This is a genomic window from Amnibacterium flavum (assembly GCF_003097495.1).
Classification (GTDB): domain Bacteria; phylum Actinomycetota; class Actinomycetes; order Actinomycetales; family Microbacteriaceae; genus Naasia; species Naasia flava.
This window is the reverse complement of the sequence record NZ_QEOP01000001.1, coordinates 825886-848761: the sequence shown is the minus strand read 5'-3', so window position 1 is coordinate 848761 and position 22876 is coordinate 825886. Positions and strand designations below refer to the sequence as shown.

24 protein-coding genes are annotated in these 22876 nt (G+C 70.4%); 7 read left to right on the top strand and 17 right to left on the bottom strand.

Going from position 1 to position 22876, the window contains the following annotated elements; all coding sequences use genetic code 11:
- The first annotated feature begins 107 nt into the window (after positions 1-107).
- Complete coding sequence (locus tag DDQ50_RS04060) at positions 108-848, top strand: DUF429 domain-containing protein (RefSeq protein ID WP_116755401.1); 741 nt, start codon at positions 108-110, stop codon at positions 846-848.
- Positions 849-912: 64 nt separating this feature from the next.
- Here DDQ50_RS04060 and DDQ50_RS04055 read toward each other — a convergent pair whose 3' ends face one another.
- The 6 genes from DDQ50_RS04055 to DDQ50_RS04025 all read right to left on the bottom strand — a co-directional run bounded on the left by DDQ50_RS04055 (position 913) and on the right by DDQ50_RS04025 (position 7670).
- A complete protein-coding gene (locus DDQ50_RS04055) occupies positions 913-2151 on the bottom strand; it encodes an alpha-hydroxy acid oxidase (protein ID WP_116755400.1) in 1239 nt (412 codons plus the stop codon).
- Between the two features lie 16 nt (positions 2152-2167).
- Positions 2168-2932, bottom strand: coding sequence for a FadR/GntR family transcriptional regulator (locus DDQ50_RS04050; protein ID WP_165829681.1), 765 nt, complete (start codon positions 2930-2932; stop codon positions 2168-2170).
- A gap of 193 nt (positions 2933-3125) precedes the next feature.
- Positions 3126-4064, bottom strand: a complete 939-nt coding sequence (locus tag DDQ50_RS04040) for a ubiquitin-like protein (protein WP_205663563.1) — start codon at positions 4062-4064, stop codon at positions 3126-3128.
- Between the two features lie 128 nt (positions 4065-4192).
- Positions 4193-5155: a nucleoside hydrolase gene (locus DDQ50_RS04035; protein ID WP_116755397.1), complete on the bottom strand. Its 963-nt coding sequence runs from the start codon at positions 5153-5155 to the stop codon at positions 4193-4195.
- Positions 5152-6510, bottom strand: coding sequence for an 8-oxoguanine deaminase (locus DDQ50_RS04030; RefSeq protein ID WP_116755396.1), 1359 nt, complete (start codon positions 6508-6510; stop codon positions 5152-5154). The genes DDQ50_RS04035 and DDQ50_RS04030 overlap by 4 nt, the downstream gene beginning before the upstream one ends.
- Positions 6507-7670 (bottom strand): XdhC family protein, encoded by a 1164-nt coding sequence (locus DDQ50_RS04025; protein WP_240614227.1) that lies wholly within the window; start codon positions 7668-7670, stop codon positions 6507-6509. Before DDQ50_RS04025 ends, DDQ50_RS04030 begins: the two co-directional genes overlap by 4 nt.
- Before the next feature lie 104 nt (positions 7671-7774).
- Between DDQ50_RS04025 and allB the strand changes: the two genes are divergently transcribed.
- Together allB and DDQ50_RS04015 are read left to right on the top strand one after the other, a co-directional pair.
- Positions 7775-9115: an allantoinase AllB gene (gene allB / locus DDQ50_RS04020; protein WP_116755394.1), complete on the top strand. Its 1341-nt coding sequence runs from the start codon at positions 7775-7777 to the stop codon at positions 9113-9115.
- Entirely contained in the window at positions 9112-9678 is a 567-nt protein-coding gene (locus DDQ50_RS04015; RefSeq protein ID WP_116755393.1) for a GNAT family N-acetyltransferase, read from the top strand. The genes allB and DDQ50_RS04015 overlap by 4 nt, the downstream gene beginning before the upstream one ends.
- On the opposite strand, the gene DDQ50_RS04010 is transcribed toward DDQ50_RS04015, so the two are convergent.
- The 4 genes from DDQ50_RS04010 to DDQ50_RS03995 are packed head-to-tail and all read right to left on the bottom strand — an operon-like array spanning position 9675 to position 13303.
- Entirely contained in the window at positions 9675-10997 is a 1323-nt protein-coding gene (locus DDQ50_RS04010; RefSeq protein ID WP_116755392.1) for a glycosyltransferase family 2 protein, read from the bottom strand. The genes DDQ50_RS04015 and DDQ50_RS04010 overlap by 4 nt on opposite strands.
- Positions 10994-11977, bottom strand: a complete 984-nt coding sequence (locus tag DDQ50_RS04005; RefSeq protein ID WP_116755391.1) for a glycosyltransferase family protein — start codon at positions 11975-11977, stop codon at positions 10994-10996. The genes DDQ50_RS04010 and DDQ50_RS04005 overlap by 4 nt, the downstream gene beginning before the upstream one ends.
- Entirely contained in the window at positions 11974-12903 is a 930-nt protein-coding gene (locus tag DDQ50_RS04000; protein ID WP_240614226.1) for a WcbI family polysaccharide biosynthesis putative acetyltransferase, read from the bottom strand. The genes DDQ50_RS04005 and DDQ50_RS04000 overlap by 4 nt, the downstream gene beginning before the upstream one ends.
- A 52-nt stretch (positions 12904-12955) precedes the next feature.
- Positions 12956-13303, bottom strand: coding sequence for a hypothetical protein (locus DDQ50_RS03995; RefSeq protein WP_116755390.1), 348 nt, complete (start codon positions 13301-13303; stop codon positions 12956-12958).
- Positions 13304-13394: 91 nt separating this feature from the next.
- Between DDQ50_RS03995 and pucL the strand changes: the two genes are divergently transcribed.
- Positions 13395-14294 carry a factor-independent urate hydroxylase gene (pucL, locus tag DDQ50_RS03990; protein ID WP_116755389.1) on the top strand — a complete coding sequence of 300 codons (900 nt, stop codon included), beginning with the start codon at positions 13395-13397 and terminating at the stop codon, positions 14292-14294.
- Positions 14294-14788: a nucleoside deaminase gene (locus DDQ50_RS03985; protein ID WP_116755388.1), complete on the top strand. Its 495-nt coding sequence runs from the start codon at positions 14294-14296 to the stop codon at positions 14786-14788. The genes pucL and DDQ50_RS03985 overlap by 1 nt, the downstream gene beginning before the upstream one ends.
- An 18-nt stretch (positions 14789-14806) precedes the next feature.
- On the opposite strand, the gene uraH is transcribed toward DDQ50_RS03985, so the two are convergent.
- Positions 14807-15139, bottom strand: coding sequence for a hydroxyisourate hydrolase (gene uraH / locus DDQ50_RS03980; RefSeq protein ID WP_116755387.1), 333 nt, complete (start codon positions 15137-15139; stop codon positions 14807-14809).
- Positions 15136-15633, bottom strand: a complete 498-nt coding sequence (gene uraD, locus DDQ50_RS03975) for a 2-oxo-4-hydroxy-4-carboxy-5-ureidoimidazoline decarboxylase (protein WP_116755386.1) — start codon at positions 15631-15633, stop codon at positions 15136-15138. Before uraD ends, uraH begins: the two co-directional genes overlap by 4 nt.
- A gap of 16 nt (positions 15634-15649) precedes the next feature.
- On the opposite strand from uraD, the gene DDQ50_RS03970 reads away from it, so the two are divergent.
- Entirely contained in the window at positions 15650-16201 is a 552-nt protein-coding gene (locus DDQ50_RS03970; RefSeq protein WP_116755385.1) for a nucleotidyltransferase family protein, read from the top strand.
- Positions 16202-16261: 60 nt separating this feature from the next.
- Here the strand turns inward: DDQ50_RS03970 and DDQ50_RS03965 are convergent, their stop codons facing one another.
- The 5 genes from DDQ50_RS03965 to DDQ50_RS03945 all read right to left on the bottom strand — a co-directional run bounded on the left by DDQ50_RS03965 (position 16262) and on the right by DDQ50_RS03945 (position 22035).
- Positions 16262-16717 (bottom strand): iron-sulfur cluster assembly scaffold protein, encoded by a 456-nt coding sequence (locus DDQ50_RS03965; protein WP_116755384.1) that lies wholly within the window; start codon positions 16715-16717, stop codon positions 16262-16264.
- Positions 16718-16722: 5 nt separating this feature from the next.
- Positions 16723-17991 (bottom strand): allantoate amidohydrolase, encoded by a 1269-nt coding sequence (locus tag DDQ50_RS03960; protein WP_116755383.1) that lies wholly within the window; start codon positions 17989-17991, stop codon positions 16723-16725.
- Positions 17988-19178, bottom strand: a complete 1191-nt coding sequence (locus tag DDQ50_RS03955; RefSeq protein ID WP_116756082.1) for a pyridoxal-phosphate-dependent aminotransferase family protein — start codon at positions 19176-19178, stop codon at positions 17988-17990. The genes DDQ50_RS03960 and DDQ50_RS03955 overlap by 4 nt, the downstream gene beginning before the upstream one ends.
- 207 nt (positions 19179-19385) lie before the next feature.
- Positions 19386-20954, bottom strand: coding sequence for an AtzH-like domain-containing protein (locus DDQ50_RS03950; RefSeq protein ID WP_116755382.1), 1569 nt, complete (start codon positions 20952-20954; stop codon positions 19386-19388).
- Positions 20947-22035, bottom strand: a complete 1089-nt coding sequence (locus DDQ50_RS03945; RefSeq protein WP_116755381.1) for an acetamidase/formamidase family protein — start codon at positions 22033-22035, stop codon at positions 20947-20949. Before DDQ50_RS03945 ends, DDQ50_RS03950 begins: the two co-directional genes overlap by 8 nt.
- An 83-nt stretch (positions 22036-22118) precedes the next feature.
- Between DDQ50_RS03945 and DDQ50_RS03940 the strand changes: the two genes are divergently transcribed.
- Positions 22119-22859, top strand: coding sequence for a YoaK family protein (locus DDQ50_RS03940; RefSeq protein ID WP_116755380.1), 741 nt, complete (start codon positions 22119-22121; stop codon positions 22857-22859).
- The last annotated feature ends 17 nt before the right edge of the window (positions 22860-22876 follow it).

Sequence of the window (22876 nt, the reverse complement as noted above, 5' to 3'; positions counted from 1 at the left end):
TGCAACAGCCCGTGACGCGGTCGGCGTGCCCTCACCAGAACCGGACCCAGCCCGACGCCCGTCTTCCCGAGCTCGCCACGATCGCGCAACCCGCTTATGGTGGCCGGATGTTGACGGCCGGAGTGGACCTCGCCGCTGAGAGCAGAGGGACGGCGCTCGCGGTCATCGAGTGGAGAGAGCGAGACGCGACGGTCCGGGAACTGCACCTGGACGTGCATGACCCGCAGATCGTCGCCACCGCTCACTCGGTCGAGAAGCTGGGCATCGATTGCGCCTTCGGCTGGCCGGACGATTTCGTCGCATTCGTCGCAGCCCACGCCACGCTCGCACCCGAGCCCGCTGCCGTCGACGGCGGGATGGAGTGGCGGCGCACCCTCGCCTACCGTGAAACCGATCGTCGAGTGAGGGCGCGCGTCGGACGCTGGCCGCTGAGCGTCTCGACGGACCGACTGGGCCTGACGGCGATGCGATGCGCCGGCCTGTTGGCGAGGCTGCGGGAGAGCGGGTTCGACGTCGACCGCTCCGGCACGGGCAAGGTGGCCGAGGTGTACCCCGGAGCATCCATCCGGCTCTGGGGATTTCTCCCCGACGGCTATCGAGCGGATCCGGCGGCGAGGGAGCGTCTGCTCGCGGCACTCCTCGACGAGGCGCCGTGGCTGCGTGTCGAGGGACACGCACCGCTGATGGTGAGGTCGGCGGATGCGTTCGACGCGGTGATCGCGGCTCTCGCTGCCCGGGCAGCAGTTCTCGGGCTCTTCGAAGGACCACCCCCGGAACTCGAGGCGGTCGCCCGTCGCGAAGGGTGGGTCGCCCTGCCCGATGGATCGATCGGAGATCTCGTCGGGTGACCCCGGCGCGCGTGCCGTCGACCCCCGAGCAAGGCGAACACAGCGGATCGCCCCCGGAGGCCCTCTACTGACGGGCCCTCGGCACCATTCGTTCGAGTTGGGTGACGTGCTGCGGAGTGAGCTCGTCGAGGGTGTGCGCGCCGAGAAGCCGCATCGTCCGCGTCACCTCGGTGGCGAGGATCTCGATGGCCCGGTCGACGCCCTGACGCCCGCCTGCCATCAGGCCGTAGAGGTAGGCGCGGCCGATCAGAGTGAACCGGGCGCCGAGAGCGATCGATGCCACGATGTCGGCCCCGTTCATGATGCCGGTGTCGATCCCGACCTCGAGGTCCTTGCCGACTTCTCTGGCGACGTCGGGCAGGAGATGGAATGGGATTGGGGCGCGATCCAGCTGGCGGCCGCCGTGGTTGGACAGCACGATGCCGTCGACTCCTCGGTCGGCGAAGGCTTTGGCGTCCTCGATGGTCTGCACGCCCTTGATCACGATCCTGCCCGGCCACATGCCGCGGATGATGTCGAGGTCGTCGAAGCTGATCGTCGGATCCATCGCCGAGTTGAGGAGTTCCCCTACGGTTCCGCCGGTCGTGGAGAGCGATGCGAACTCGAGTTTGGGAGTGGTGAGGAAGTCGTACCACCACCAGGGGCGTGGGATCGCGTTGATGATCGTGCCGAGCGTCAGCTGCGGCGGGATCGAGAAGCCGTTGCGCTTGTCGCGCAGACGCGCTCCGGCGACGGGGGTGTCGACCGTGAAGAAGAGGGTGTCGAAACCGGCCTTCGCGGCTCGCTCGACCAGACCGTAGGAGATGTCGCGCTGCTTCATGACGTACAGCTGGAACCAGCTGCGTCCATGGGGGTTGGCAGCGGCGACATCTTCGATGGAGGTCGTGCCGAGAGTGGAGAGGGTGAAGGGGATGCCCGCGGCAGCCGCCGCACCCGCACCGGCGCTCTCGCCCTCGGTCTGCATGAGACGTGTGAACCCGGTCGGGGCGATGGCGAACGGGAGCGCCATCGGTCCGCCGAGGACCTCTCGATGCGTGTCCACGTGCTCCACATCGCGGAGCACTTGGGGGTGGAACTCGATGTCCCGGAAGGCGGTCCGAGCGCGGCAGATCGACAGCTCCCCCTCCGCGGCCCCGTCGGTGTAGTCGAAAGCCGCCTTCGGGGTGCGCCGCTTCGCGATCCGCCGGAGGTCCTCGATCGTCAGCGCGGAGTTGAGGCGTCGCCGTCGGGCGTTGAGGTCGGGGCGTTTGAACTGCATGAGCTCGAGAAGCTCGAGCGGCTTGGGGAGCTGGCGTTGGACCACGGTTTCTGTTCTCTTCTTATCGCTGGTGCTGGTTGGGGTGCGAGCGGCTGACGTCGGCACGACTCCGCGCAGACGACTGGTCGAGTGAACCGACCGAAAGGTTGCTGTCGCGGTAGTAGGAGCGGATGTGCTCGGCCACGAGCGCGGAGGCTCCAGCGGCGTCGCCCGCCTCGATGGCGGCGAGCAGGCCGCGGTGTTCTCCCTGCAGTCGTGAGGCGACGGCGGGCCAGTCAGCGAAGCCGCGCGCCCCGTCGACGACATAGCCCTCGATCGACCCGCGAAGGCCCGCCATCACGGCCGCGACGACGGTGTTGCCCGACATCTCAGCGAGGAGGTAGTGGAACTGGGCGTCGAGCGCGAGGAACTCCTCGGGCGGCGAGGCGCGGTCCATCACTTCGAGCAGGCTGTGGGCGTCGGTGAGGTCCTGGACGGCGGACGCGAGCTCGGCCGCGACGGACGATTCGAGCAGCACACGGGTGCGCACCACGTCGTCGACCGCGAAGCCGCGGCCCGCAACCTGCAGTCGCATCAGAGCCGACATGCCTCCACCCGGGCGGGAGACGACGACCGCGCCGGCTGTCGGCCCCGATCCGGTGCCGATTCGTACGAGCCCGAGCACTTCGAGCACGCGGACCGCCTCGCGCACCGACGACCGCCCGACATCGAGCTCGGCCGCGAGGGTGCGCTCAGGGGGCAGATGATCGCCGATCTTCAACGTTCCATTGAGGAGATCGGACTCGATTCGCGCGAGCACGAGCTCCCAAGCGCGTTCGGTCGCCATCGACACCTCCTGTGGTCTGACCACAGAGTAGCCTGTGGTCAGACCACAGGCAAGCGGCGCTGAACGAGTCTTGGACCCACCGTGCCCACCGCAGGTAGATCCGCCCTCTCCCCGTTGTCGAGGTGGAACACGAAGTCGGGACTAGCGCCGATGTTCGCGGCCCAGCTGCGCGGCAGGCCCGGCAGTTCGCCTCTCAGGACTCCCGGCGGCGACCCCTGTGTCGGGTCGCGGCGTCGACGGTGACCATGGCCGATCCGGTGAGCAGCAGGCTCACAAGGAGGGGAAGAAGCTGATCGGCTGTCCCGCCGGTCGCTGCGAGCCTGTCCGCGGCAGCCGGGCTGTCCGCTTCCGAGCAGGACGCCGCGACGTCGAGCGTCAGGGTTCGAGTCAGTGTTCCCGACAACGTAACTACTTGCACAGTGAACCGAACGCTCGCGGGGATCGTCGGTGTGCCGCTGATCGCTCCGGTCGCCGGGTCGAGCGTCAGTCCGGACGGCAGCGTGCCATCGATCACCGAATAGGAGGGGCTGAATCCGGTCACGGACAGTGTCGCGAGGTACGGCACCCCCACTCGTCCTGCCCCGATGGTCGCATCGGGCCACTGGGGCGCCGGCAGGGTCAGCACGACGGTGTCCCCCGCCTGCACGTTGTAGTCGGCGAGAGCGAACCCGTTTTCGAGAGTGCCACCGGCGAAGTTCAGGGTCTGAGCCTCGCCGGGGACGCCGATCTGAGACTGGATGAGGGCACGGACCGTCTCGACACTGTCCGAGGCGGCGACACTCAGGGTCAGAATCGCACCCGACGGGATCTGCACGTACAGGGGCATCACCCCGCTTCCCGAAACGAACTCCCGCTGGAGAACGCTGTTCCGCTGGATGTTGTAGTCGGACAGGGTGCGCCCGTCCTCCAGCGTGCGCCCCTGGAAGGACAGAACCTGCTCCTCCGGAACAACGCCGATGTCGTCCTGGATCTTCGCCCGGATGTTCTCGATCGAGTCCGACGGCTCCGCGTCGAGGGCGAGACGAGACCCCGAGGGCGGATCGACGTAGATCGTCATCGCCGCCACCGGGCCGGCTCCGAGCAGTGCGACCACCACCCCGACGACGACACCGAACAGCCCACGGTTCTTCACTCGATCATCCATCCTGCCTATCTCGACTCCAACGGAGGAACCTAACCCGGAACCACATCGCCGCACCGGCGGCATACCGTGCGTCACCCGTCGAACGCCCGCGCCGGGCCGACACCCGGCGGGCCGCGTCAGGGCGCGGGGTAGGCGAGGAGCGAGTCGAGGAGCTGCGGGCCGAACTGGTCGTCGATGGTGAGCACGACCGTGTGCCGCGCGCCGTCGACGGGAGGGTGGCCGCGGTACATGCCTCGCAGATCCGCGACCGTGGCGCCGCGCGCCGGGCCCGACCCCGTCTCGACCTGCACCTTCACCACCGGCGCGAGCGACGGGATCGCGTCGCCCGTCGCGACCGCCACGGCGAGCGGGTCGTGCAGGGTGCACTCGCGCACCCCGAGGATCCCGTCGTAGAAGTTGAAGTAGGTGTCGAGGATCGCCGCGATCGTGCGCTGCAGCTCGCCGTCCGACGCCGCGAGCTGTTCGCGCTGCTCGTCGGTCAGACGGTGGTGCATCGTCACGTCGAGCCCAACCATCGTCACGGGCCAGGCCGCGTCGAAGACGGCGGCGGAAGCCTCGGGGTCGTGCCCGATGTTGGCCTCGGCGGCGGGTGACAGGTTGCCCGGCGCGAGCGCGGCACCGCCCATGATCGTGACGCGGGCGATGCGCCCCGCCAGCTCGGGGTCGCGGTCGAGCGCGACGGCGAGGTTCGTCATCGGTCCGACGGCGATGATCTGCAGCGCGCCCTCGTACTGTTTCGACAGGGCGATGAGCAGATCGGCGGCGTCGCCGTCGACGGGCTCGCCACCGCGTGCGAGGACGACATCGCCGACCCCGTTGCGGCCGTGGATGTGCGGGACACCGCCGGCGTACGCCTCGGTGAGGTAATCGTGAGCGCCGACTGCGACCGGGACCTCCTGCCTGCCGGCGAGCGCGAGCAGGTCGAGGGTGTTGCGCGCTGCTGTGGCGGCATCGACGTTTCCGCTGACGGTTCCGATTCCGACGACCTCGACGTTGGGGCGACCCAGCAGATAGATGAGCGCGAGGGTGTCATCGATCCCCGTGTCGCAGTCGAAGTAGACGGGGATCAGGTCGGTCATCGGCGCTCCGCGAGTGTCGCGGCGGCGCGCGCCCCTCGGCGCGCCACCGCCATGGTGTCTGTCGTTGTCAGGTCGCCGTCGCGCACGATCGGCTCGCCGCCGACCAGCAGCAGGGCTAACGGAGGCGGAGCGGCGAGGGTGAGCGCGGCAACCGGATCGACGATACCGGCGTGCTCGACCCCGTCGATGCGCCAGACCGCGATATCGGCGAGCTTGCCGACCTCGAGCGACCCCAGATCGCGGTCCCGACCGAGCACCCTGGCACCACCGATCGTGGCGACCCGCAGCGCATCGCGGCCGCTGATCGAATCGGCGCCGGAACGCAGGCGGTTCATGAGCACGGCCTGTCGGATCTCGCTCGCGAGCTGACCCGACTCGTTCGAGGCTGCGCCATCGACGCCGAGCCCGACGGGCACCCCGGCGGCCAGCAGCTGCGGGATGGGGGCGATGCCGGCGGCGAGCCGCGCGTTCGACGACGGGCAGTGCGCGACCCCGGTGCCGGTCGCCGCGAACTTCGCGATGTCCGTCTCCCCGAGGTGCACGCAGTGCGCCATCCACACGTCGTCACCGAGCCAGCCGAGCCCCTCGAGGTAGTCGGTCGGGCCCATGCCGAAGCGCTCCCGGCAGAACGCCTCCTCCTCGACGGTCTCGGCACCGTGAGTGTGCAGGCGGACACCGAGCTCGCGGGCGAGCACCGCCGATTCGCGGAGCAGGTCGGCGGTCACCGAGAACGGCGAGCACGGGGCGAGCGCCACCTGGATGCGCGCATCGGCGGACGGATCGTGGAACCGGGCGACCGCGTCGACGCTCGCCGCGAGGATCGCGTCGGTCGTCTCGACCGCGAAGTCGGGAGGCAGGCCGCCCTGCGAACGACCGAGATCCATCGATCCGCGGGTCGCATGCAGGCGTACCCCGATCTCGCCGGCCGCCTCGACGATGCCTCCGAGGATGTCGCCGCCGCCCTGGGGGAAGACGTAGTGGTGGTCGCCGACCAGCGTGCAGCCCGACCGCGCGAGGACGGCCATCGCGGCGGCGGCTCCCGCCTGCACGACCTCCGCGTCGATGCGCGCCCAGGTCGGGTACAGCGCGGTCAGCCAGTCGAACAGGATCGCGTCCTGCGCCCAGCCGCGGGTCAGCCACTGATACAGGTGATGGTGGGTGTTGACGAGACCGGGTGTGACCAGACAGCCGCGGCCGTCGACGATCTGGGCGCCTGAACGCAGCTCCTCGGCCGCCGGTCCCGCGCCGACGGCGGAGATCCGTCCGTCGACGATGACCACGTGACCGCCGTCGTACTCGGCACCGGATGCGTCGACGGTGGCGATGTAGGCGCCCTCGATGATGGTGGTCGTCACCGTGCGGGCTCCTCGCGGCGGGAATGGATGGGTCCGTCGATCTCGCGCAGCGAACGCCCTGTCGTGCCCGTGCGGGTGGCGAGCACCTCGGCGAGGATCGAGATCGCCGTCTCCTCGGGTGTGCTGGCACCGAGGTCGAGCCCGATCGGCGAATGCAGGCGTTCGATCGCCTCGGCGGTCGCACCCGCCTCGCGAAGGGCGGCGACACGGCGCTCGTGGGTGCGGCGCGAACCCATCGCGCCGACGTACCCGGCGGAGGACTCGAGAGCCTCGCGCAGGACGGGAATGTCGAACCGATCGTCATGGCTGAGCACGCAGACGACGGTGCGCTCATCGATGTCGCAGGCCGCGAGATAGAGGTGCGGCCACTCGACCACCACCTCGTGGGCCGCCGGGAAGCGCGCGGAGGTGGCGAAGGCGGGCCTGGCATCGCAGACGACGACCCGGTAACCGAGAGGACGGGCCGCTGCGGCGAGCGCCGAAGCGAACTCGACGGCGCCGACGAGGACGAGCAGCGGTGCCGGACGCTGCGTCTCCACGAGCAGCGAGAGTCGGGATTCGCACTCGACGATCAGCTCGCCGGTTCGACCCGCGGCGAACCAGGCCTCGACCTCAGCGCGGATGCGGTCGAGTGAGACGTCGTCGACGCCGGCGTCCCGCAGCGCGGCCTCGTCGAGATCTCCGCCGAGGCCTCTGCCCTCACCCGCGGCGACCGTCGCACCCAGGAGTGCGGCAGGCCCGCCGACGACGGTTGCGAGACCGGCGGGACGCCCGGCGCTCGCTGCCTCGAGTTCGGCCCGGACCGCGGGCGAATCCAGTCGGGAGACGACGATGTCGAGCTCCCCACCGCAGGAGAGCCCGACCGCGAACGCGTCGTCGTCGGAGAAGCCGAAGCGCGAGGTCTCGGCGCGCCCCGAGCCGAGCACCCGCTCGCAGGCCTCGACCGCGGCACCCTCCACGCATCCGCCGGAGATGCTGCCGAGCACGCGCCCGTCGGCGAGAGCCATGGAGGTGCCGACGGTGCGCGGCGCGCTGCCGAGCACACGCGTCACGGTGGCGATCGCGGTGTCCGCGCCGGTATCGAGTGCGGCGAGGAGACGGTCGGCGATCTCGAACATCACGGCCTCCTCTTCGGTCGACGACGGGGAGCTGCGTAACACGCTCGACCCATTCCACTGGTTCACTCAGTAGTGAACACTGCGTCGCACACACTGTAGATGCCCCGTGTTACGGCGAGGTTCCAGGGCGAGGAGAGGACTGCACCATGGTCGAGGCGTTCGATGTCGTCGTCACCGGACGACGAGTGCTCGTCGACGGCGAGTTCGTGGCCGCGGAGATCGGCATCACCGACGGCGTCATCACCCGTGTCGCCGCCGCGGGAGCCGGTCTCGAGAGCGCGTCCCTCATCGAGGTCGACGACGACGAGGTGCTCATCCCCGGTCTCGTCGACACCCACGTGCACATCAACGAGCCCGGCCGCACCGAATGGGAGGGCTTCGACTCCGCCACCCGTGCCGCAGCCGCCGGAGGCGTGACGACGGTCATCGACATGCCGCTCAACTCGATCCCGCCGACCATCGATGTGCCGTCGCTGCGGATCAAACAGGCGGCGGCGCGCGGATCCGTCGCCGTCGACGTGGGGTTCTGGGGTGGCGCGGTCCCGTCGTCGCTCGGCTCGCTGCGAGAGCTGCAGGATGCGGGCGTCTTCGGCTTCAAGGCCTTCCTCGCGCCCAGCGGGGTCGACGAGTTCCCCCACCTCGACCGGGCTCAGCTGCGGGCGGCGCTCGACGAGATCGCCTCGTTCGACGGCCTCCTGATCGTCCACGCCGAGGACCCGGGTGTGCTCGAGGCGTCCGAGGGCGACGGCGGGCCGAGCTATGCACGCTTCGTCCGCTCGCGACCCCCCGAGGCCGAACTCGAGGCCATTGCGGCCGTGATCGACGGGGTCCGCGAGACGGGCGCGCGCGCCCACATCCTGCACTTGGCCTCCGCGGCGGCGCTCCCGCTCATCGCCGCGGCCAAGGCCGAAGGGCTCCGGATCACGGCGGAGACCTGCCCCCACTATCTGACCATCGACGCCGAGCAGATCCCCGACGGGGCGACGCAGTTCAAGTGCTGCCCGCCCATCCGCGATCGCCGCAACCAGGACGCGCTCTGGGCCGGTCTCCGCGACGGGACCCTCGACATCGTCGTCTCCGACCACTCCCCCAGCACCGTGGAGATGAAGTTCGCGGGCGACGGCGACTTCCAGGTCGCCTGGGGCGGCATCGCCGGCCTGCAGCTCGGACTCGCGGCAATGTGGACCGCCGCACGATCGCGAGGAGTTCCGCTCGCGGAGGTCGTCGAGTGGATGGCGGGCGCGACCGCCCGGTTCGCCGGGTTCAGCGACCGCGGAGCGATCCGCGAGGGCACCCGGGCCGACCTCGTCGTCTTCGCACCCGACGCCGGTCTCACCGTCGACGCGGCCGCATTGCAGCACAAGAACAAGGTCAGCGCCTACGACGGCGAGAACCTCAGCGGCGTCGTCCGCGAGACCATCCTCGGCGGGGTGCGCGTCGACATCGAGTCCCCCGACCGGCGCGGACGTCTGCTCACCCGGCCGTGAGCGATCCGGTCACCGTAGTCACCGAACGGCTCACGCTGAGGCCGGTCGAGACCACCGACCGTGCCGCGCTCCTGGCTTACCGTTCGCTGCCCGAAGTGTGCCGCTATCTGCCCTTCCCGCCGATGGACGCGGCCGAGGTCGACCGGCGCATCACCGAGCAGTGGTCGACGACGGTGCTCGCCGCCCCCGGCGACGCCCGCACGCTCGCGATCGTCGAAACCTCCAGTGGGCGACTGGTCGGCGACGTCGTCCTGTTCTGGTCGGCCGGAGCCGAACGGCAGGGCGAGATCGGCTACGTGCTCTCCCCCGAGGCGACAGGGCGCGGCTACGCGACGGAGGCGGCCGTCGCGATGCTGGCAGTCGCCTTCGACTCCCTCGGGCTCCACCGGGTGATCGGCCGGCTCGATCCGCGCAACACCGCCTCGGCTCGGGTGCTCGAGCGACTCGGGATGAGACGCGAAGCCGACTTCGTCGAGGACTTCTTCGCCGACGGGGAATGGTCGGACACGGCCGTCTACGCGATCCTCGACCGGGAATGGCGAGCCGCTCACCCTTCCGACTAGGTCGCCCAGCCGCCGAGGTGCGCCTCCAGGTTGTCGCCCGCCGACACGATCCACGGAACGGTCACGGCCTCGACCTCGGACAGGTCGTTCCGATGCCAGCGCAGCTGGCGTCGGAGCGAGCGGACGTCGAGGACCCTCAGCGCGGCGGCGCCCCCGGCGCCGCTCACCCGCACCTCGCGCGGGGGCGACGGGCGCTCCGGCGCGAGGATCTCACGCAGCGCGCGGTCGTCGGTGATCAGCAGCGGGGCCTCGACCACGATGATCTTGCGAACTCGGTCGAGGGGTGCGGCGAGGGGCAGCCACCCCTCCCGGATAGCGTCAGCGAGGTCGTCGGCGGCGCGGATGCGGGAATCGAGGGCCGCGATCTCCGCGAACTCCGAATTGACGACCACGTCGAGTCCGGGAACCGCGGCGAGCAGCGAGTCCGCGGTGATCGCCGCCTGAGCACGCGACATGCCCGAGCCGACGACGGCCACGATATCCGCTGCTACCGAGCGCAGTCCGCGGGCACGAGACCCCGGCACCGGGATCCGTTCGGCCAGTCGGAGGGTCTCGCGAGTCTTCTGATCGCCGGCATCGCTGCTCTCGCGCCCTGCGAAGTCGGGTCCGTCGTGCCAGGCGACGGCGTCGGGCACGTGCGCGAACACGGCTCCGGCCAGCCAGGCGCGGTAGGCCCAATCCCAGTCCTCGCCGCCGTAGCCGATCAGACTCTCGTCGAACCCTCCGACCTCGTCGACGAAGTCACGGGAGCAGGCGAGCACCGCGCCGATCAGATATCGGTAGGACCGGTCGTCCGCGTCGAGCAGGTTCCGCGACCGGCGGTACGCGGAGCGCAGCCACTCGGGCTCGTCGAGTTCCGCGCGCTCGGCGAGCTCGATGGGTTCGTCGGGGCCGAGGCCGCTGAGATCGGCATGGCGTCGACGGCCGACCGCGACCGTGTCGCCGGTGAGCGCGGGAAGCCGCGACATCCGTTCCAGGTAGGCGGGCTCGGGGGCGGTGTCGGCGTCGAGGAAGACCACGACCTCCCCCGTCGCCGCGCGCACGCCTGCGTTGCGGGCCGCGGCGAGTCGGAAGCCGAGGTCCTCCTGAACGATCAGCTCGACGCCGGAGGGAACGACGGGAGGCTCGGCTGACCCGTCGTCGACGACGATCACCTGGTGCGGGACGAGAGTCTGTCGCGCGAGAGCCGCAAGGGTCCGGCGGAGCTGGTCGTGCTGCTCGAAATGCACGACGACGACCGAGACCTTCGGCGCCTCGACAGGATCGATCCCGTCGAGCAGATCCCACCGGTTGCCCGGAACGGCGCGGCGAGCGGTCATGCGTGAACCGCGTCGTGCCACCAGCGGAGGTAGCGCTCCGCGGTGTCCGGAAGGTGCGGGCGCAGGTCGATGCCCGCCGCGAGGCGGGTCAGCGACGGGTCCTCGACGGCTGCTCCGATCGCGCGGGCGAGTCCGTCGGGGTCCACGAGCGACAGCGTGCCGGGCCGGAGTTGCGCCATCTCCCGGGTGTAGCGGCCCGCGAGGACGATCGGGCGCCGTCCGGCTTCGAGCCAGGACACCATCGATCCGGACGCCGACACGTGCCGATGCGCGGCGACGGGGACGGCGACCGAGCTCGCCCGCGACATCAGCTCGTCGTCGTCGAGGTACCCGGTGACCTCGAACTCGACACCGTTCGCGTCGGCGAGGCGGCGCAGAGCGTCGACATCCCGGTCGTGGCCGGGAGATGCAGCGCCGAGAGCGGTCACACTCGACACCACGTCGAGACCTGCCACCGCCTCGATCACCTCCCGGTGGCCCTTGCCCGGGTAGATGAAGCCCAGGACTCCGACTGCGGCGGGGCGCGGACCGATCGTCGGCGTACCGGATGCGGGTCTTTCGACGGGGAGCTCGATCACCTGGGCACCCGTAACCCCGATGGACTCGAGCAGTGCGGCCTCGTGCCGACTGCTCACGACGACGCCGCGTGCCGCTTGCGCCACGGCCCGGTAGGCGGCGGACCTGCGCGGTTCGTTGCGCGGCCCGTCCGAGGGCTGGGGAAGATCGTGCAACGTGACCGTGGTCGGACGGGATGCGGCGAGCGCCACCACGGTCGCCGCAGCATCCTCGGGGCTGGCGCCGAAGAGACGGTCGGTGAAGTGCAGGTGGATGGGATCGCCTGTCACGCCCGCGGCTCCGTGCAGTTCGGCGATGTCGGTCAGCCGTACCACGGGCGCGCCGACCCCCGCGGCGACGGCCAGGGCGTAGCGCGTCACACCGTGGGTGTCGGCGCCGATCGTGACGTGGAGCGGGGGCTTCACAGCAGCCCCAGGGCGCGCAGGGCACCCGCGTGGCGGGTGAGGCCGGCTTCGACGACGTCGGGGCGCGAGCGGTACCAGTCGAGCTGGGCGGCCTCCACCACCTCAGGTGGGACATGCGTGCCGTCGACGATCCAGTCGGGCTCGGCCGGCTCGTCGAGTCCGAACGCCTCGATGACGGCCGGAATCCGCGGAGCCTGCACACCCGAGAGCAGCTGCCGCCCGGGGTCGACAGCGGCGGCCGGGATGCCGAGGGAGTCCCGCACCCGCTCGGCGATCGGTGCCAGCAGGGCGTTGCCCGGGTGGTTGATGGTCCGCATGAGCGCGAAGCGGGGAGACGTGAAGAGGTCGGAGACCAGCACCGTGGAATGCGCCTCCTCGCGACGCGTGAGCTGCGCGATCGACTCCTCCGCGATCGTCCGCACCATTGCCGGGGTCGGCGTGTGATCCCGGGCGACGTCGAGTCCGGCGGCCCGGGCGAGGGTGATGAGGTCGTGGTACGGAACGACAGGGGGCGCCGTGCCCGGATCGGCGGGCGGCCTGATGATCGCCTGCGTGGGGTACAGGCCGGCGAACCGGATGACCGGGAACCGGGCGACCCGGGCGCCCGCGCGCAGGCCGGCGACCAGCTGACGCGTTCCCACCGGGAGCCCGTGGTAGTCGTCGGCGACCGGCTGGCTCACCAGGTAGTCGGCCCGAGCCACCCAGTGCGCGAGGTGCGGAATGTCGTCCGAGGTGAGTTCGTGCACGGGCGGCATCCGGACCGCTTCGACATCGCCCGCATCGAGGAGGATCCGCACCGACTCGGCCTGACAGTTGCCGTGCACGAGCAGAACGGGCGCATCGGTCACCGGCTCCCGCACACGGTAGAAGACGCCGAAGTGGAGGGTGCGGGGATCGACCTGCGCGGGTACAGGGGTCGGCGACACCGGGTCATCATGTCAGCACCCGCTGATCAGAAGCGGAATGCAGTGGAGCGGCTCAGCCCGCCGGGTTCGAAGCGTCGAAGCGGTCGAGCAGGATCGGCAAGCCGGTCGCGTTCCACCAGGCGGGGAGCACCGCGCCCGCCGACATTCCGGAGCCGGGGTCGAAACGCTGAATGTAGATCGGCTCCGCGGAATCGCTGAGCGGGACGCCCACAGCCTCCCTCCACGACGACTCGAGCAGATTGCGGAGATCCCAGAGGCTGGACGGCAGCGACACGTCGGCGAGGTTCTGCTCCATCTCCTGCCAGAGGTAGACATCGCCCCTCAGGCCCCATCGCCAAGGACGCCGGGCGAAGAGAGCACCGACGGTCCCGTGCGCGGCGGGAGAATCGGCTGACGTCACAGAATCACTGTATCCAACAGGGCTCTGACTCCTACTGGATGGTGCCGTCCTCGAAACACCGCCGACACACGGGTCTGCGATCATCCCAGGCATGGCCATCGTTCTCGGACCCAACCAGTACGGCAAGGCGGAGACGCACCTCGTGCGCATCACGCGCGACACCCCTCGCCACGAGATCGTCGACCTCAACGTGACCACCGCGATGCGCGGCGACTTCTCCGAGGCGTTCGTGTCGGGCGACCAGCGCCGCGTTCTGCCGACGGACACTCAGAAGAACACGGCGTACGTCTGGTCGAAGACCCACGACCCCGACCCCATCGAGGAGTACGGCCTGAGCCTCGCCCGGCACTTCGTCGAGGTCGAGCCGATCGTGGCCGCCCGCATCGAGATCGAGCGCTTCGGCTGGAAGCGCGTCGCCATCGACGGCACCGAGCACGACCACACCTGGATCCGCTCCGGCGAGGAGATCAGGACCGCTGCGATCACCGTCGAGAAGAGCGGTGAGAGCCACGTCGTGCAGGGCCTGAAGGACTTCGTCATCCTCAAGTCGACGGGATCCGAGTTCAAGGACTTCCTCATCGACGAGTACACCACCCTGCAGCCGACGACCGATCGGGTCATGGCGACCTCGCTTGTCGCGCAGTGGCGGGTCAGCGGCGATCTCGACGGCATCGACTGGAACGGGATGTACGCGGGCGTGAAGTCGGCGATGGTCGAGCGCTTTGCCAACCTGCATTCGCTCGCGCTGCAGCAGACGCTGTGGGAGATGGGCCGGGCCGCGCTCGAGCTCTACCCGCAGATCGCCGAGATCCGACTGTCCGCACCCAACAAGCATCACTTCCTCGTCGACTTCAGCCACTTCGACGTCGAGAACAACGGCGAGGTCTTCCACGCCGACGACCGCCCCTACGGGCTCATCCAGACCACGGTCGAGCGCGACGACGCTCCGCCGGCCGGCGACGCCTGGCGCATCTCGGCGGGACTCGCCTGATGGCCGACAGCATCGAGGCCGACAGCACGGCCGACGCCGTCTGGCTCGAACGAGCCGTGCAGCTCGCGGTCGAGAACGTGTCGGAGGGCGGTGGCCCGTTCGGCGCCGTCATCGTGCGCGACGGGGTCCTGCTCGCCGAGGGCAAGAACCGCGTCACGCGCGACCTGGACCCCACCGCGCACGCCGAGGTGCAGGCGATCCGGGCCGCATGCCAGGCCGCGGGGAGCTTCTCCCTCGCGGGCGCCGTTCTCTACACCTCGTGCGAGCCGTGCCCGCTCTGTCTTTCCGCCTCGCTGTGGGCTCGGGTCGACCGGGTCGTGTTCGCGGCCGACCGGGACGACGCAGCCCGCGGCGGTTTCGACGACAGCGCGTTCTACGACCTGTTCGAGAAGCCCCGCTCCGAATGGCACGTGCCGATCGATGAGGTCCGCCCGGCCAACGCAGCCGCACCGTTCGACGCCTGGCTCAAGCACGAGGCTCGCACCGACTACTGAGTGCTCTCGCTCGAGCGTTCAGCTGCCTCGGTAGGTGGTGTAGCCGAACGGGCTCAGCAGAAGCGGCACGTGGTAGTGATCGGAAGTCGTCACCGCGAAGGTGATGGACACCTCGGGATAGAACGTCTCGCGTCCTGACCGCGTGAAGTAGCCGTCCGTCGCGAAGGTCAAGCGGTACCAGCCCTCGGGAAGGCTGCTGGGCCCGAGCTCGCCGATGCGTCCGTCGGCATCGGTCTCGCCTTCGCCGATGGGGCTCCACCCGTCGGGCAGCACCGTCTCGAGCAGGACACCGACTCCTTCGGCGGGAATGCCGAGCGCGGAGTCGAGGACGTGGGTGGTGACCTGGCTCATGAGATGCCCTTTCCATCGGCGAACAGGGTCGCGAGTCGCAGTTCCATGATCTGACGCAGCTGTTCCGCGGCCTCGTCCGATTCCGCTTGGGGGCTCGATTCGAGCCTCCGAGTGAGTTCGGCGAGCACCTCCGCGCGCGACCGTCCTGCGGCCCGGATGAGGAACACACGTCCGAACCGCTCTTCGTACGCGGCATTGCCGGCGGCGATGTCCGCGTCGATCCGCGCGTCGGCGTCGCCGAGGCCGCCCTGCTCACCGGCGGAGAGGGTGGCGGAGGTTCCGGTCTGCTGGGCCTTCTCGCCGATGCGCGGGTGGTGCGATACCGCCTCGTCGAGTTCTGCGGCGCTGAGGGGCGTGGCTTCGTCGCGACCGATCCTCTGCAACTGCTCGACAGAGGCATAGGGCGCGTGCGCAGCCACCGCATCGACCCAGCGCACGATGCCGAGGGCGGCCGTCAGTCGGTCGCGGAGTTCGGCATCGCTCAGGTCGGGCATGGGATTAACTGTAGCCATGGGGCACCTCAGCGGACTCGTGCTCGCAGGCGGTCGCGGCGAGCGGTTCGGCGGACCCAAGGCGCTCGCGGTCTCGGACGACGGGCTGCCGTGGCTGACCCGGGTGTGCGGGACTCTCGCCGAGGTGGTCGACGACGTCATCGCGGTCATTCCCGCGGGCCTGTCGGAGGCGCGTGCTCTCGCGCCCGCCGGGGTCCGGGTGGTCGATGCACCCGTGGAGTCGACGGGTCTCAGCGATTCGTTGCGGGCCGGGATCCAGCGGCTCGATGACCGGACGCGTGCGGTCGTCATCACGACGGTCGATCTGCCTCTGCTCCCCGTCGAGGCCGTCCGACGCGTGGTCGGCTCGGCTCATGGCGCTTCGGTGCTGCGACGAGCGGTCTACGACGGGCGTCCCGGGCATCCGGTGCTCATCGGCCGCGAGCACTGGCCGGCACTGATCGCTTCGCTGGGCGGCGACACGGGGGCGGGCCGGTACCTGCGAGCTCACGGTGCGGAGACCGTGGAGTGCGGCGACCTGTTCGACGGTCAGGACACGGACACGCGCTGATACCGGACATGGTCTCGTTACGCGCTGCGCGCCGCTCGACCTCCGTGCCGGGCCCCGTGGCTACGAAGCCTCGACCGCGACCGTGAGTGCGCGCCACGGGAGGAGGGCGCATTTCGCCCGCAGGGGGTAGCGGGCGATTCCCGCCAACGACTCGAGATCCTCGGCGTCGCCGCCGAGGAAACCGAGCTCCGCGATCTCATCCGTCAGGTCGGCCTCGCCGTCCGATGCCAGCACCCGCTCGATCACCGCGACGGCGGCGGGGAGGTCTGCGACCCGCAGCCCCGGCGCGAATCCACTGAGTATGGCGGCGGAGGCCGTGCAGATCTGGCAGCCGATCCCCTCCCAGCCGAGTGCGGAGATCGCGTCATCGGACACGGCGACCCGCACGGTGACCTCGTCCCCGCAGGTGTCGGATCGTAGGTGACCGATCAGGTCGCCCCCGGGCGCACCGTATCCGTCGCGTCGCCGCGCATGGTCTTCGAGCAGCGATCTCCGCAGCTCGCGGACGGAACCCATGGGCGTCAGCGGTTCCGATGCTGTTCGGCGAGCGCGAGGACCGCGCCCTCCAACGCCTCGAGCGCGAGGGCGACATCGCCCTGTTCGACGATCTCGTCGGGATGGTGGCTGATGCCGTCATTGCCGCAGCGGAGGAACAGCATCGCGACACCCGTCACCGCTTCGACGGCCATGCCGTCATGACCGGCGCGACTCCACAACACCATCGGGTCGTCATCGCCTGTCGAGCGAACCCCCTGCTCCACCGCAGCCCGGAGAACCGGGTCGCAGGTGACGGCGTCGGCCCGATAGAACTCGTCGACCGCCCACTGCAGCCCGCGTTCCGCCACGACCGAGCGAGCGAACTCCTCGATCTCGTCGAACGCGGCATCCCGGTCGGCGTCGGACTCGGCGCGGAGGTCCAGCGAGAAGCGGGCGACACCCGGGACGACGTTCACCCCACCCGGGAACGCGCGGACGCGTCCGACTGTCGCGACCGTGCCGGTGCGCTTGGCGATGCGCTCGATCTCGACGATGATCTCGCTCGCCCCGACGAGAGCGTCACGGCGACGTGCGTACGGGGTTCCGCCGGCGTGCCCCGCCCGACCGGTCACGGTCAGCGCGAAACGGCGGGCGCCCGCGATCGCCGAGACGACGCCCAGCGCGCGACCGGCGTCGAGCAGGTAAGGGCCCTGTTCGATGTGGACCTCGAGGTAGCCGACGAGGTCCTCCGGCGAACGCGCCGCGGAACCGATCTCGTCGGGGTCGATCCCGAAGGTGCGGGCCGCCTGTCGCAGGGTGACGCCTTTGCGGTCCTCGATGTCGAGCCACGCGTCGTCCCAGCTGCCCGCGAACGCGCGGCTTCCGGTGAGCGCGTTGCCGAAGCGGGTGCCCTCCTCGTCGCTGAACGCGACGAGTTCGAGCGCGAACGGCAGTTCGGATGCGCGCGCCCTGAGCCTGTCGGCGACCTCGATCGCGAGCATGACGCCGAGCATCCCGTCGTACTCACCCGCGTCGGTGACGGTGTCGAGGTGGCTGCCGAGGACGAGTGCCGGCAGGCCCGGCTCGCGCCCCTCCATGCGGCCGCACTGGTTGCCCGCCTCGTCCTGCCAGGTCTCGAGGCCGACCTCCTGCATCCATGCCGCCGCGAGAGCGTTGGCGACCTTGTGCTCTGGCGTGAAGTGGACGCGCTCGATCCCGCCCTCGAGAGAGCTGATCCGGGCCAGTTCGTGGCAGTGCGCGAGCGCTCGCTCAGCGCCGGCGGGGACGCGGGGGTGCGCGGTGTGACCGGTCATACAGCCGACTCGGAGTCGTAGACGTCGTAGGCGGCCGCGGCCCCGGCACCCCCGGTGACCGGTGCGCCCGCGCGGCGGAGGACCTGCTCGAGAGAGGCGAGGGTGACGAGCACGGCATCCTTGCGAGCGTTGTATCCCATGGTGCCCACCCGCCAGATCTTGCCGTGGAGGGGGCCGAACGAGGTGCCGATCTCGATACCGTAGTCGCTCAGCAGCTCGCCGCGGACCGCGTCGCCGTTGACCCCGTCGGGGATTGCGACGCCGACGACGTTCGTCATGCGATGCTCCTGATCGCCGAAGATGCTGAGGCCGAGCGCACGGAGCCCCTCGAGCATCGCCGTGCCGTGCAGGCGATGACGGGCGACGGCCGCGTCGACGCCCTCCTCCAGGAGGATGCGGGCGCACTCGCGCGAGCCGTAGAGCATCGTCGTCGCCTCGGTGTGGTGGTTGAGGCGGCGCGGACCCCAGTAGTCGAGGATCTGGGCGAGATCGAAGTAGTTGCTGCGGATCCGGTCGGGACGACTGGTCTCCCCCGGCTCGCGGATGCCTGCCTCGATGCTCTTGCGGGCGCTGATCACCTCGACCGCCTTCGCCGAGAGAGTGATCGGCGCGCTGCCCGACGGGCCGCCGAGGCATTTCTGCAGTCCGCCGGTCACAGCGTCGAGGCCCCACTCGTCGGCCTCGAACTCGTTGCCTCCGATCGTGGCGGTGACGTCGGTGTAGAAGAGGACCCCGTTGGCCCGGCAGATCGCGCCGAGTTCGTCGAGCGGCTGCGCGACCGTCGTCGAGGTGTCGCCGTGGACGACCGCGAGCAGCTTCGGCTGCACCCGGACGATGGCCTCCTCGATCTGCTCGGGCCGGAAGACGGTGCCCCAGTCGGTTTCGATGGTGTGGACCTCGGCTCCGCAGCGCTCCGCGATCTCGACCAGGAGGTGCCCGAAGCGCCCGAAGACGGGGACGAGGACTCGATCGCCGGGGGTGATGAGCGAGACGAGTGCCGCCTCGATGCCGGCTCGGCTGGTGCCATCGACCAGAAGGGTGGCGTCGTTCCGAGTGCGGAACACGCCGCGGTAGAGCTCCTGCGTCTCGGCCATGTAGGCGGTCATCGACGGGTCGTACTGGCCGACCAGCTGGGCTGACATCGCGCGCAGCACGCGGGGGTCGGCGTTGATGGGGCCGGGGCCCATGAGCAGCCGTGCGGGCGGGTCGATCTGAAGCGCGGGCACGGAGGCCTCCTCACTGCGGGCGGAATCTACCCCTTGAGCTTAGGCAGTGCCCATTGCGGGCAGGTTTCGAGGGCGCACCCTTCGCTTCGCTGCGCTCAGCGGGCGGGGGCACCAGCCGGCCCTTCGTTTCGACGGGCTCAATGGGCGGGCCCATCGTGCTTCGTCGGGTCAGCGGGCGAGCGGGGTCAGGCGTGTGGCGAAGTCCACCAGGGCCGTGTCGCTTCCCGGAGGGCCCACGAGCGCCAAGCCGAGAGGCCCGGCCGAGGTCGACAGCAGGGGCGCCGAGACGCTCGGTGCTCCCGCGATTCCGGCGAAGCAGGTGATCTGGAGGGTCGCGGTGCGGACGGCATCGATCTCGTCGGGTGACGCGGTCGTCTGCGGCGCCGTCGATGCGGCGGCCGGGACGAGCAGCACACGATCGTCGAGGATCTCCCGCAGCTCCCCGCGGAGACGGCCGAGCTGCTCGCGCGCCTCGGACTCCTGCTCCGCGGTGACGGCCTGCGCGATCCGGAACCGTTCGGCGACGGCGCCGCTCACGGCTCCGGGGTTCTCGGTGATCCAGGCGCCGTGGGCCCGCCATGCTTCAGCGGCTTGAACAGTGCGGAAGGTCGCGAGCGCCGCCGCGGCGTCGGGCAGTTCCACCTCGGACGGCTTGGGGATGAGCCCCTCCGCGACGAGGGTGTCGATGCCAGCCCGGAAGGTGCCGGCGATGTCGGGTTCGAGGGTGTCCAGCACCCCGGGAGCGATGGCGACGCGCGCCGGCAGCCCGACAGGCGATGGCAGCAGCAGGCGGGTGATGCGCGCCAGCAGCTCGCCGGAGCGGGTCAGCCAACCCACGGTGTCGAACGACGGGGCGAGCGGGAGCAGTCCGTCGGCCGAGATCGCGCCGTGCGTCGTCCGCAGTCCCCAGAGGCCCTGATACGAGGCCGGGACCCGGATGGATCCGGCGGTGTCGGTCGCGAGACCGATGCTCGCCTGCCCCGAGGCGACGGCGCTGGCGGGTCCGCTCGACGATCCGCCCGGTATCGCACCGGGCACCGCCGCGTTGGGCGGGGTCCCGTAATGCGGATTGACGCCGGCGATGCTGTAGGCGAACTCGTCGGTGCGTGCGATGCCGCGAACGGTCGCACCGGCGCCGAGCAGCGCGCTCACCGCAGGGGCGGTCACGCGGCCGGGGGTGGCTCGGGCCAGGTACCGGGGCACACCGGCCCCGACGCGATGCCCGGCGATCGAGAACAGGTCCTTGACCGCCACGGTCTCGCCGTCGAGCGGTCCGGTCTCGGTCGACCCGACCAGCGGGGTGCCGACGATGCGCCAGATCCGCGGGTCGATGGCCGGTGCTGGCGCGCTGACATGCGCGGCGGACACCTGCCAGCCGTTCTCGTCCGAGCGCCGCCACAGTTGCGTCTGCTGCCCACGGCCACCGGCGAGCGGGCCGAGCACCGCGACGAGCAGCGCATCGTCATCATCGATCACCTGCGCGTGCACCTCGAGGATGCGTCGCTTCGGTGCGCCCCCTCGTCCGCGCCGGAACGCGGCGATGCGCTCATGTCCGACGAGAAGACCCGATCCGTCGCCTCGGAGCGTCGACGGATCGTCGACGAAGAGGGCATCGAGAGCAGGCACGTCGTCGGCCATGAGTGCGCGCTCGTAGCGCCAGAACGCCTCGATGAGGCCGGCGGGAAGCGGAGCGTTGCCCTCGACGGGCGCGCTCGTGTCGACCGTGAACTCAGCCATCGAGATCAGCGACCCGGATCTTCGCGTGCACGCCCTTGACGATGTCGACGACCTGCGAGATGTCGAAGTCGGTCGCGGCCGAGAGGTAGGCGAGCGCGTGCGAGCGGTCGAAGCCCCAGCGGGCCTCGAGGAGATCGATGGCCGCGCGGACGCAGTTCTTCACCGCTTCGTCGAGGTCCTCGTCCATGCCAGTCGGGACGAGGAACTCCTCGGTCTCGACCATGGGACCGGTCAGCCGGCCGAACTGCGCGATCGCCTCGTCCTCCCGCAGGACCGTGAACCGCACGGTCGCGCGGAGGGATGCCTCCATGGCGGTCAGTGCGACCTCGCCGTCGCCCTGGGCGAAGTGCGGGTCGCCCACGTATGCGAGGGCTCCGTCGACCTGGACGGGCAGGTAGAGCTTGGCCCCCTCGACGAGGAGCTTGATGTCGATGTTCCCCCCGAAGGCTCCCGGCGGTACCGAGTGCGGCCGACTGTCACCCGCGACGGCGACCCCCATGACACCGAGGAACGGGGCGAGGTCGAACACCGCGCGCTTCTGCGATGCCGGGGCGACGGGCAGGCTGCCCGCGAGGCGGCCGTCGGCGCGTTCGACGACGCTCGCGAACACGCTGAACGCCTCACCCTGGAGCGGGAACTCCCCCGGCAGGGCGCCGCGCCCGTGTCGATTCGACACCACTCCGTACGGCACTCGGGGCAGCAGTTCGACGACTTCCATCACGAGGAGGTCACCGGGGCGGGCACCGCGGACGGCGATGGGACCCGTGACGACATGCGGTCCGTCGACACCGACGACGCGGGAGTGATCGGATGCGGCGAGCGCGACGGCGTCGTCCAGGACCCCGTCTCGCGCGATGCCGTGACCGGCGAAGAACGCGACCGGGTCGCGGCCCTGGTCCTCGAGGACGCCCTCGTGGCTGAGGGTGTCGATCGTGACGGTCTCGCCCGACTCGATGGTGAGGACGGGCGAGTCCGCCTCGCACGGCAGTCGCCCCCAGTACACCTCGTCGACACGGGCGGGGAGGTAGTGGTCGCCGGTGACCTCGCTGGGGCCCGGTTGCAGGACGGGTAGCTGGGTCATCTGTTCCTTCCGGCCCGACACTCGTCGCGACACGTTCACGATAGCCAGCCTGCGTTACGGCGGGGAAACACGCGTGCGCTTCAATGGCGGAGCATCGCCGCGAGCGCGGCGTGCAGGAAGGTCTCGTGCTCCGACGACTCCGCAGCAATCAAGGCGGGCTGCATCTCTCCCTGATGCTCGCGTTGACGTTCTCGACGGGGGTCGTGGATGCCGTCGGCTACCTCGGCCTCGACAGGGTCTTCACCGGCAACATGACCGGCAACGTCGTCATCCTCGGCATGGCGCTCACGGGTGCGGACGACCTGCCGATCGTCGGTCCGGTCCTCGCACTCGTCGGCTTCGTCCTCGGCGCGATGGTCGCGGGCCGTGTTCTCCGCGGGGCGGAGAAGGGCTGGCGCCGACGGGCGACCTGGCTGCTCGGCGTCGTCGCGGCGATCATCGTCGCGAGCATGATCCCGCTGCTCGTGACCTCGCACCCGTACCCCGAAGCCGCGCTGTTCACCGTCACGACCATGCTGGGCGCGGCGATGGGGATGCAGGCGGGCGTGGCCCGGCACCTCGCCGTCGCCGATGTCACCACCGTCGTCGTCACCTCGACCCTCGTCGGGTTGGCTTTCGACTCATGGCTCGGCCGCCGCGTCGGTCAGCAGTGGATGCGCCGACTGTTCGCGATCGTACTCATCGCGCTCGGCGCCCTCTGCGGCGCGCTCCTGCTGCAGGTGGGCCTGATCTCGGGCATCGCGCTCGCTGCGGCGATCACGGTCGCCGTCGCGGTGCTGGGTCATCTCGGCGCCCCGTGGCACGAGAAGAAGGCCACCCTCTGAGCCCGGCTAGCCGAGTT

Coding starts and splice junctions, on each gene's coding strand:
- DDQ50_RS04060 (WP_116755401.1), top strand. CDS start 108: ATGTTGACGGCCGGAGTGGACCTCGCCGCTGAGAGCAGAGGGACGGCG.
- DDQ50_RS04050 (WP_165829681.1), bottom strand. CDS start 2,932: ATGGCGACCGAACGCGCTTGGGAGCTCGTGCTCGCGCGAATCGAGTCC.
- DDQ50_RS04035 (WP_116755397.1), bottom strand. CDS start 5,155: ATGACCGACCTGATCCCCGTCTACTTCGACTGCGACACGGGGATCGAT.
- allB (WP_116755394.1), top strand. CDS start 7,775: ATGGTCGAGGCGTTCGATGTCGTCGTCACCGGACGACGAGTGCTCGTC.
- DDQ50_RS04010 (WP_116755392.1), bottom strand. CDS start 10,997: ATGACCGCTCGCCGCGCCGTTCCGGGCAACCGGTGGGATCTGCTCGAC.
- pucL (WP_116755389.1), top strand. CDS start 13,395: ATGGCCATCGTTCTCGGACCCAACCAGTACGGCAAGGCGGAGACGCAC.
- DDQ50_RS03985 (WP_116755388.1), top strand. CDS start 14,294: ATGGCCGACAGCATCGAGGCCGACAGCACGGCCGACGCCGTCTGGCTC.
- uraH (WP_116755387.1), bottom strand. CDS start 15,139: ATGAGCCAGGTCACCACCCACGTCCTCGACTCCGCGCTCGGCATTCCC.
- uraD (WP_116755386.1), bottom strand. CDS start 15,633: ATGCCCGACCTGAGCGATGCCGAACTCCGCGACCGACTGACGGCCGCC.
- DDQ50_RS03970 (WP_116755385.1), top strand. CDS start 15,650: ATGGGGCACCTCAGCGGACTCGTGCTCGCAGGCGGTCGCGGCGAGCGG.
- DDQ50_RS03965 (WP_116755384.1), bottom strand. CDS start 16,717: ATGGGTTCCGTCCGCGAGCTGCGGAGATCGCTGCTCGAAGACCATGCG.
- DDQ50_RS03960 (WP_116755383.1), bottom strand. CDS start 17,991: ATGACCGGTCACACCGCGCACCCCCGCGTCCCCGCCGGCGCTGAGCGA.
- DDQ50_RS03955 (WP_116756082.1), bottom strand. CDS start 19,178: ATGGGCCCCGGCCCCATCAACGCCGACCCCCGCGTGCTGCGCGCGATG.
- DDQ50_RS03950 (WP_116755382.1), bottom strand. CDS start 20,954: ATGGCTGAGTTCACGGTCGACACGAGCGCGCCCGTCGAGGGCAACGCT.
- DDQ50_RS03945 (WP_116755381.1), bottom strand. CDS start 22,035: ATGACCCAGCTACCCGTCCTGCAACCGGGCCCCAGCGAGGTCACCGGC.
- DDQ50_RS03940 (WP_116755380.1), top strand. CDS start 22,119: ATGGCGGAGCATCGCCGCGAGCGCGGCGTGCAGGAAGGTCTCGTGCTC.